Origin of the sequence: Bordetella tumbae (genome assembly GCF_965139195.1) — a bacterium.
GTDB classification, from domain to species: domain Bacteria; phylum Pseudomonadota; class Gammaproteobacteria; order Burkholderiales; family Burkholderiaceae_B; genus Bordetella_A; species Bordetella_A tumbae.
Map to the genome: position 1 here is coordinate 1 of NZ_CBCSJH010000073.1, position 7966 is coordinate 7966.

Below are 7966 nucleotides of genomic sequence, written 5' to 3' on the forward strand. Positions count from 1 at the left end.
CCTCACGGCCGCTCTGCTAGAATCTCATTTGACGGGCCCCTTCGCATGGTTCGGCGGTGAACCTGGTCAGGTCGGGAACGAAGCAGCCATAGTCGTTTAGGATCAGTGCCGGAGTAAGGCTCGTCAACCGGTTTCCCCAAGGGGGCGCCGTAATCGGAACGAATTGTCAGCATCAGGGCAATTCGCGCGCTGGTTGCGGCGCCCTTTTTTATCGCCGGGCCGCCCCAAGATAAAAACGCCCCTTGGGGGCAGCAAGCCGAAGGCGCGGCGTGGGGGGGCATTTTGTTTTTGGGCGCGCAGGCGCGCATAACTGGCTCTACAATCCGACCATGACTTATCTGGTACTGGCCCGCAAGTGGCGCCCACGTTCGTTCGATACCCTGGTAGGCCAGGACCACGTGGTGCGCGCGCTGACCCATGCGCTCGACTCTCAGCGCCTGCATCACGCCTGGCTGTTCACCGGCACGCGTGGCGTAGGCAAAACGACCTTGTCGCGCATTTTGGCGAAATCGCTGAATTGCGAAACCGGCATTACCTCTCGACCCTGCGGCCAATGCCGTGCGTGTACCGAGATCGATGCCGGCCGCTTTGTGGATTACCTGGAACTCGATGCGGCGTCGAACCGCGGCGTCGAGGAAATGACCCAGCTGCTCGAGCAGGCGGTGTACGCGCCTGGCGCGGGCCGTTACAAGGTCTACATGATCGACGAAGTCCACATGTTGACTGGGCATGCGTTCAACGCCATGCTGAAAACGCTCGAAGAGCCGCCGCCCCATGTGAAATTCATCCTGGCGACGACGGATCCGCAGAAAATCCCGGTCACGGTGCTGTCGCGCTGCCTGCAATTCAACCTGAAACAAATGCCGCCTGACGCCATCGTCGGTCATTTGCAGGCGGTGCTGGCAGACGAGTCCATCGGCAATGAGTTACCGGCCTTGCGCCTGATTGCACAGGCGGCGGGCGGGTCGATGCGCGACGCCTTGTCGCTGACGGACCAGGCGATCGCCTACAGCGCGGGCAATCTGACCGAGGATGCCGTGCGCGGCATGCTGGGCACGATCGATCAACGCCATTTGGTGCGTCTGCTCGAGGCGTTGTCGGCGGGCGAGGCCACAGGCGTCCTGGCGGTGGCCGAGGAACTGTCGACGCGCGGCTTGTCCTATGCGGGCGCGCTGGCCGATCTGGCGGTGCTGCTATCGCGTGTCGCCATCGAGCAGCGTGTGCCTGGCGCGACCCCGGCCGAGGACCCCCTCGCTGGGGATATCGGACGCTTGGCGACCCTATTGCACCCTGACGCGGTGCAGTTGTTTTACTCCGTAGCAGTGCATAGCCGCAGCGAGCTTTCTCTCGCCCCGGATGAGCATGCGGGCTTCATCATGGCCTGTTTGCGTATGTTGGCGCTGAACGGGCAGGCAGGGCCGCAGACGGCATTACAGGCTCCTGCGCCAGCGGCGGGCGGAGTATCTGCTACCGCCTCGGGGGCCGTCACTGCAGCACAGCAGGCCGCTTCAGTGCCCGTCGCGGCAAGTACCGCGGTGCAGGAGTCACCTCGCGCCGCCGTGTCGACTGGTTCAGAACAGCCGGCCGTTGATGTAGCGCAGGGAGCTGCCGCAACATCGAATACTGATGCATCAGGTGCGGCACTGAGCACGGCTTCTGGCGCCGCCGCACCGGCCCCTGCGGTATCGCCTGGTGCTGCTACACCGGCCCCTGCAGCGTCGTCTGGTGCTGCCGCGCTACCCTCAGCACCGAGTCAGCCTGCTGCGGCCCCGTCTGCGCAGGTCGGCACTCAGACTGCCTCCGCACCGGCGGCTCCGACGGGCGCTGCTGCACAGCAGGTTCCCACGCCTGGGGCACAGCCGGCTGCGATTCGCGCAGAACAAGACATTCCGCCGTGGGAGGACTTGCCTGCGGCCGCGGATCCAGCGCTGGATTCCGCTCAAACTCAATCTCAGGACGTGGCGACCCCATCAGCTCAGGGCAGCGCGTCGACGCCTGACTCTGCCCCGGCCTCGGATGCCAAAGCGGCGCACGCGGCTGCGTTGGCAGTGACGCCGTCCTCGGCTCACACGCAGGCCAAGGCCTCGCTGCAGCGCCCGGATGAGCCGCCAGCCTGGGTGGACGAAGACATTCCGGACGAGGCCGAGGGCGGTTACATGCCCGCCTCCGAGTTCACCGCCGATCCGGACGATGAGTTCGAGACGCTGGCCACATCAGCACCGGTGGCCGACCTGGCGCCTGCGCCACGCCGGCCTGCCGCACCGCCGCCTCGTCGCTCCCGTCAGCCTGGCGCCAGCCTGAACAATATGTCGGCCACCGAATGGCCGGCGTTGGCGGCGAAATTACCGGTGACCGGCCTGGCGGCGGAATTGGCTCGGCAAAGCGAATGGTCGGGCGTGCAGGGCGATGCCGTCGTACTGCGCGTCGCAGTGAAAACGCTGGCGGAAAGCGAAAGCCGCGTGCGTCTGCAAACCGTACTATGCGAACATTTCGGCCAAGGGCTGCGCTTGGAAATCGAGGTCGGGGCGACGGGCGACGGCACGGCCCACGCCGTGGCGCAGATCGAGAAAGCAGCGCGCCAACAAGCGGCCGAGGAAGCAGTAGACGCCAACCCCTTTGTGCTGGCATTGAAAGCCGATTTCGGCGGTCGTGTCAGCGCGGTGCGGGCCGTCGAACCCCGTGCATGATCAATGTAAATAGGTCGTCGTTCTCTTCTTGAACCCAAACACCTGTTAAATTTTTATCCCTATTCAAGGACGTTCCCATCATGATGAAAGGACAACTGGCTGGTCTGATGCGCCAAGCGCAGCAGATGCAGGAAAACATGAAAAAAGCCCAGGACGCGCTGGCCGACATCGTCGTCGATGGCGCTTCGGGCGGTGGCCTGGTCAAGGTTTCCATGACTTGCCGCCACGACGTCAAGCGTGTCGAGATCGATCCGAGCCTGTTGGCCGACGATAAAGACATGCTCGAGGACCTCGTAGCAGCGGCGTTCAACGACGCGCTGCGCAAGGCCGAAGCCACTGCGCAAGAAAAAATGGCCGGCGTGACGGCCGGTATGCCCTTGCCGCCGGGAATGAAGCTGCCGTTTTAACCCTGTCAGGTGAGCGGGTGCGTATTTTTTGCGCGCCTGATTGCCGCTTTTCGTCGTTTCTTTTCGTTGTTTCTGTGGCCGAGATGGATCCTCAACTGCCTGAACCTGAGCCGCTGGTCTCGTTGATCGAGGCGCTGCGCCGCCTGCCCGGCGTCGGTGTGCGTTCGGCCCGGCGGATGGCTTATCACCTCATGCAGCACGACCTGCAGGGGGCCGATATGCTGGGCAGGGCCTTGGCAGGAGCTGTGCAGAATCTGCGTCATTGCGCGCGCTGCAACAGCTTTACCGAGGACGAGATCTGCGCCACCTGTGCCAATCCCAAACGCGATCCGTCGTTACTCTGCATTGTCGAAACGCCGGCCGATCAAAATATGATCGAGGCCAGTCACGGTTATCGTGGTTTGTACTATGTGTTGATGGGCCGTGTGGCGCCGCTTGAGGGCATTGGCCCTCGCGAGCTGGATTTCGATCGTTTGCTCGAACGGGTCTCCGACGGGGTGGTACAGGAGGTCATCCTGGCCACCAATTTCACGGCCGAAGGCGACACGACCGCGCATTTCCTGAACGAGGTCCTGGCCGACAAGGGTCTCAAGGTCACCCGTCTGGCACGTGGTGTGCCGGCCGGCAGCGAGCTGGAATATGTCGACGCGGGGACGATCGCCTGGGCGCTGATGGAGCGCAAGTCGGCATAGCTCCCGATGTATGATGCTGCGGCGATGGTCGAACAAGGTGTTCGCTGGCGTGATCGGCATGGTCGCGTCCGAGCCCCGGTTTTGGCCCTGCATAATGATTACGTGACGGCCAGTCAGGCCGCAATGGACACACAGGCCGCGTAGCGGCAAAGGAGACCCTCCATGTCAATCACTCGTCGTGATTTACTCAAACTGGCCGGTGCGGCCGGTGCGATGAGCATGGCGCCAGCCATTGTGCGGGCCCAGAAATTAGAAAAAACGAGCGTGCAGATCGCCGTGGGCGGCAAGCCCCTGATTTACTACCTGCCGCTCAGTATTGCCGAGATCAAGGGCTACTTCAAAGACGAAGGCCTGGATGTCAAGATTGCAGACTTTGCCGGCGGCTCCAAGGCCCTGCAGGCCGTCGTGGGCGGTAGCGCCGATGTGGTGTCCGGTGCCTTTGAGCACACGCTGCACATGCAGTCCAAGGGGCAGTTCTATCGTGCCTTTGCGCTGCAGGGACGCGCACCCATGATCGGTTTCGGGGTCTCGAAAAAGACTGTGCCCAACTACAAGAGCCCGGCCGATCTGAAAGGCAAGAAAATCGGTGTGACCGCGCCTGGCTCGTCGACGAACATGGTGGTCAGCTTCTTCCTGGCGCAACACGGCTTGACCGATAGCGATGTGTCGTTCATCGGCGTCGGGGCTGGCGCGGGGGCAGTGACGGCTTTGCGCAGCGGCCAGATCGATGCGATGTCCAATACAGACCCCGTGGTGTCGATGCTCGCATTGGCCGGCGATATGGACATCATCGTCGATACTCGCACATTGAAAGACACCCAGGCTATCTTTGGCGGCAACATGCCTGCGGGCAGCTTGTATGCCCCGCAAGTCTTTCTCGATGAAAATCCCAACACGACGCAGGCATTGACCAATGCGATCGTGCGCGCCGACAAATGGCTCCAGCAAGCCAGCGCCGATGAGATCGCCAAGACGGTGCCGACCCAGTATCTGTTGGGAGAGCCCGACGTGTACAAGGCGGCGCTCGAAAAGAGTAAAGAAGGCTTCTCGCCTGATGGCGTGATTCCCGAGGACGGTGCCGCTACCGCTACGAAGGCATTGGCCGCCTACGTCAAGGGTTTCGACGCCTCCAAGATCGATCCGTCGAAGGCCTGGACCAACGAATTTACCCAACGTGCTAACCAGAAATACCCCAATGGCTGACGCCGCACTTTTACTCGACCACATCACTTGCACCTTCGTGTCCCGCGATGGCGCAGACAAACGCTATACCGCTGTGCAGGACACGACCTTGGCTATCGCACCGGGCGAGTTCGTCTCGGTCGTGGGGCCTACGGGCTGCGGCAAATCCACCCTGCTGAACGTGGGGGCGGGTTTGTTGCGCCCGTCGTCGGGGCAGGTCAAAGTCTTCGGGCAACCCTTGCAGGGCATCAATACTCGTGCCGGCTACATGTTTCAGGGCGAGGCGCTGTTGCCGTGGCGCAGCGCCTTGGAAAATGTCATCGCCGGCTTGGAGTTTGCAGGTGTAGACCGCGCCGAGGCGCTGGAGCGTGGCCGTGATTGGATGCGGCGCGTGGGCCTGGGCGGCTTCGAGGAACGTTATCCGCACCAGATGTCGGGTGGTATGCGCAAGCGCGCCATGCTGGCGCAAACGCTGATTCGCGATCCCGACATCATCTTGATGGACGAACCCTTTTCGGCACTCGATATCCAGACGCGTCAGTTGATGGAAAACGAGGTGCTCGATTTGTGGATGGCCAAGCGCAAAGCCGTGCTGTTCATCACGCACGATCTGGACGAAGCCATCGCGATGAGCGATCGGGTGGTGGTGCTATCGGCGGGGCCGGGCACGCATCCCATCGGTGAGTTCGCCATTGATCTGCCGCGTCCGCGCGACGTGGCCGAAGTGCGTACCCATCCGCGCTTTGTGGAGTTGCACGCCGCGATCTGGGGCGTGTTGCGTGAAGAAGTTCTGAAGGGCTATGCCCAGCAAAAGCGAGCCTGATATGTCGAAATTGTCTAAACCGGGCTCGTCGTTCAGCCTGCGCTTTTGGCAGCTGTTGCTGCTGGCCGTCATTCTCGTCGTGTGGTACGTCGTATCGCTGGATCCCAAGGTTGCATTCTTTTTTGGCCAACCGCTCGAGGTCTCCAAGCGCATCTGGGCATGGTTCATTACCGACGCTGATATCTATCGCCATTTGTGGGTGACGCTCTCGGAAACCGTGCTGGCGTTTTTCATTGGCACGATATCGGGTTTGGGTTTCGGGCTGTGGCTGGGGCTGTCGAATACCGCCAGTGCCATTCTTGATCCGTACATCAAGGCTGCCAACTCGATGCCGCGCGTGATTCTCGCGCCGATTTTCGGGATGTGGTTTGGCCTGGGGATCTGGTCGAAGGTCGCGCTGGCAGTGACGCTGGTGTTCTTCATCGTGTTCTTCAACGTCTACCAAGGCGTGCGCGAGGTCAGTCCGACGTTGTTGGATAACGCGCGTATGCTTGGCGCAGGCCGCCGTCAATTGCTGCGCCATGTGTACCTGCCTTCGGCAACGAGCTGGGTGTTTTCCAGCTTGCATACCTCGGTGGGCCTGGCGTTCGTCGGCGCAGTCGTGGGCGAATACCTCGGCTCGGCCAGTGGCGTGGGTTATCTGATTTTGCAGGCCGAGGGCACGTTTGACGTCAATACGGTATTTGCGGGCATCGTGGTGCTGACGGCCTTTGCACTGTTGCTCGACTATCTGGTCGGCATCGGCGAAAAACGATTGATGAAGTGGCAGCCCAAAACGGGTGAGACCGAAAAAATCTGAGCGGAATCCGCCCCAAGAGCCACGTGGTTTTTGGGGCTTTTTTTGCCTTGCGGCTGCCTGCATGAGTTTTTTTAGGAGATTGCATCATGGCACGTCTTTCTTACGCGGATTTATCGCATCCAGAGGCAAAGCCTCTCGTCGATCGCATCGTTGCCGAGCGTGGCAGCGTCCTGCATCTGTATCAGATGCTGCTGCACAGCCCGGCCGTAGCCGGCGGCTGGCTGAATTATCTGACCTCCATTCGCCAATTGAGCACCTTGCCGGGTGATCTGCGCGAACTCGTCATCATGCGTGTGGCTGCTATCAACGGCGCGCCGTACGAGGCAGATCAGCATGCTCCCATCGCTTTGCGCGAGGGCATCAGCCAGGCACAACTGGACGCGCTCGAGCAATGGGAATCGTCAGATCTTTTCTCGGAAAAAGAGCGTGCAGTGCTGGCCTATACCGACACGATGACGCGCAACGTTCAGGTGCCGCAACCGGTATTCGATGCGGCACGCCAAGCCGTCGGCAGTGATAAATTGATGGTTGAGCTTACCGCGACAGTGGCCGCCTACAACATGGTGTCGCGCTTTTTAGAGGCGCTGCAGGTGCATTCGCACGATCATCGGTGAGTTGTTCCGCGGGGAGTGGCGTGCTTATGGACGTCGAGCCGAGGCAATCGGGCCGTGGGGGCTTCACAAAGCCGGTCCGGCCCGCNGGGGCCGGACACCGTGTTCGCTCGTCTCGTCCGCGCCTTCGCGCTACCTTCGACTTCCGCTCCACTCGGCTTTGAGGCGCCCCCACGGCCCGATTGCCTCGGCTCGACTCGCAGTAATTCAAGCTCATCACACCGCTGGCACGAGTTTCCTGCTTGGCGTTTTTTTGTTGCTCTGATGGTAAAGAGAAAGATCTTGCAGGGCACACGCGAATCGCTATCGGTCCAGGCATGCGACGGGGTGGCGTGGTGCTTGGTTGGAAGATCTGCTTGGCTAGAGTTAATGCATGCGAAGATGCGTCGCACATCTTTGGATATCGCGAAGTCGTGGTACGAACAGTCGTCTGCTGATTTATGAGAAATCGTTGCTCGAAAGATCTTCTGTTGATCTATGAGAAATCATCGCTCGAGAGATCGTCTGTTTATCGCCAATGCCAAAGCCTTCGCATGCAGATCACGAACGCTATTCATAGGCGCGCCAGTAGGCGCCTATGAATAGCCGCCCTGCCAGATTTTATCCTTGCAAAAATCCGATCCTACGAAGCCTACGTAGACCGCTCGTGCCAGCGACGAGGGAATCAGAGACGATGCGAGTCGAAGCGGGGCAGTGACCGTGTTGGCGCGCCTCGGAGTCGCGCGAGCGGAAGTCGTAGGAAGGCCCGAAGGGGCCGTACGAGAC

7 protein-coding genes and 1 other RNA gene are annotated in these 7966 nt (G+C 61.0%); all 8 read left to right on the plus strand.

Annotated elements, in window-relative coordinates; all coding sequences use genetic code 11:
• The first annotated feature begins 30 nt into the window (after positions 1–30).
• Positions 31–128, plus strand: an RNA gene (ffs, locus tag ACNA0J_RS29430) — signal recognition particle sRNA small type.
• Between the two features lie 201 nt (positions 129–329).
• On the plus strand, positions 330–2687 hold the full coding sequence (locus tag ACNA0J_RS29435) for a DNA polymerase III subunit gamma/tau (protein WP_415822564.1): 2358 nt from the start codon (positions 330–332) through the stop codon (positions 2685–2687).
• A gap of 80 nt (positions 2688–2767) precedes the next feature.
• Positions 2768–3094, plus strand: coding sequence for a YbaB/EbfC family nucleoid-associated protein (locus ACNA0J_RS29440; RefSeq protein ID WP_415809038.1), 327 nt, complete (start codon positions 2768–2770; stop codon positions 3092–3094).
• 83 nt (positions 3095–3177) lie between these two features.
• On the plus strand, positions 3178–3786 hold the full coding sequence (gene recR, locus ACNA0J_RS29445) for a recombination mediator RecR (protein ID WP_415822565.1): 609 nt from the start codon (positions 3178–3180) through the stop codon (positions 3784–3786).
• 162 nt (positions 3787–3948) lie between these two features.
• Positions 3949–4989: an ABC transporter substrate-binding protein gene (locus ACNA0J_RS29450; protein ID WP_415822566.1), complete on the plus strand. Its 1041-nt coding sequence runs from the start codon at positions 3949–3951 to the stop codon at positions 4987–4989.
• On the plus strand, positions 4982–5791 hold the full coding sequence (locus ACNA0J_RS29455) for an ABC transporter ATP-binding protein (RefSeq protein ID WP_415822567.1): 810 nt from the start codon (positions 4982–4984) through the stop codon (positions 5789–5791). The genes ACNA0J_RS29450 and ACNA0J_RS29455 overlap by 8 nt, the downstream gene beginning before the upstream one ends.
• Position 5792: 1 nt before the next feature.
• Positions 5793–6590, plus strand: coding sequence for an ABC transporter permease (locus ACNA0J_RS29460; protein ID WP_415809042.1), 798 nt, complete (start codon positions 5793–5795; stop codon positions 6588–6590).
• A gap of 86 nt (positions 6591–6676) precedes the next feature.
• The gene (locus ACNA0J_RS29465) at positions 6677–7204 is read left to right on the plus strand and encodes a carboxymuconolactone decarboxylase family protein (RefSeq protein WP_415822568.1); all 528 of its coding nucleotides are present in this window, start codon (positions 6677–6679) and stop codon (positions 7202–7204) included.
• Positions 7205–7966 lie beyond the last annotated feature (762 nt).

Excerpts from the sequence above, each read along its gene's own strand:
- ACNA0J_RS29435 (WP_415822564.1), top strand. The coding sequence starts at position 330 with ATGACTTATCTGGTACTGGCCCGCAAGTGGCGCCCACGTTCGTTCGAT.
- ACNA0J_RS29440 (WP_415809038.1), top strand. The coding sequence starts at position 2,768 with ATGATGAAAGGACAACTGGCTGGTCTGATGCGCCAAGCGCAGCAGATG.
- recR (WP_415822565.1), top strand. The coding sequence starts at position 3,178 with ATGGATCCTCAACTGCCTGAACCTGAGCCGCTGGTCTCGTTGATCGAG.
- ACNA0J_RS29450 (WP_415822566.1), top strand. The coding sequence starts at position 3,949 with ATGTCAATCACTCGTCGTGATTTACTCAAACTGGCCGGTGCGGCCGGT.
- ACNA0J_RS29455 (WP_415822567.1), top strand. The coding sequence starts at position 4,982 with ATGGCTGACGCCGCACTTTTACTCGACCACATCACTTGCACCTTCGTG.
- ACNA0J_RS29460 (WP_415809042.1), top strand. The coding sequence starts at position 5,793 with ATGTCGAAATTGTCTAAACCGGGCTCGTCGTTCAGCCTGCGCTTTTGG.
- ACNA0J_RS29465 (WP_415822568.1), top strand. The coding sequence starts at position 6,677 with ATGGCACGTCTTTCTTACGCGGATTTATCGCATCCAGAGGCAAAGCCT.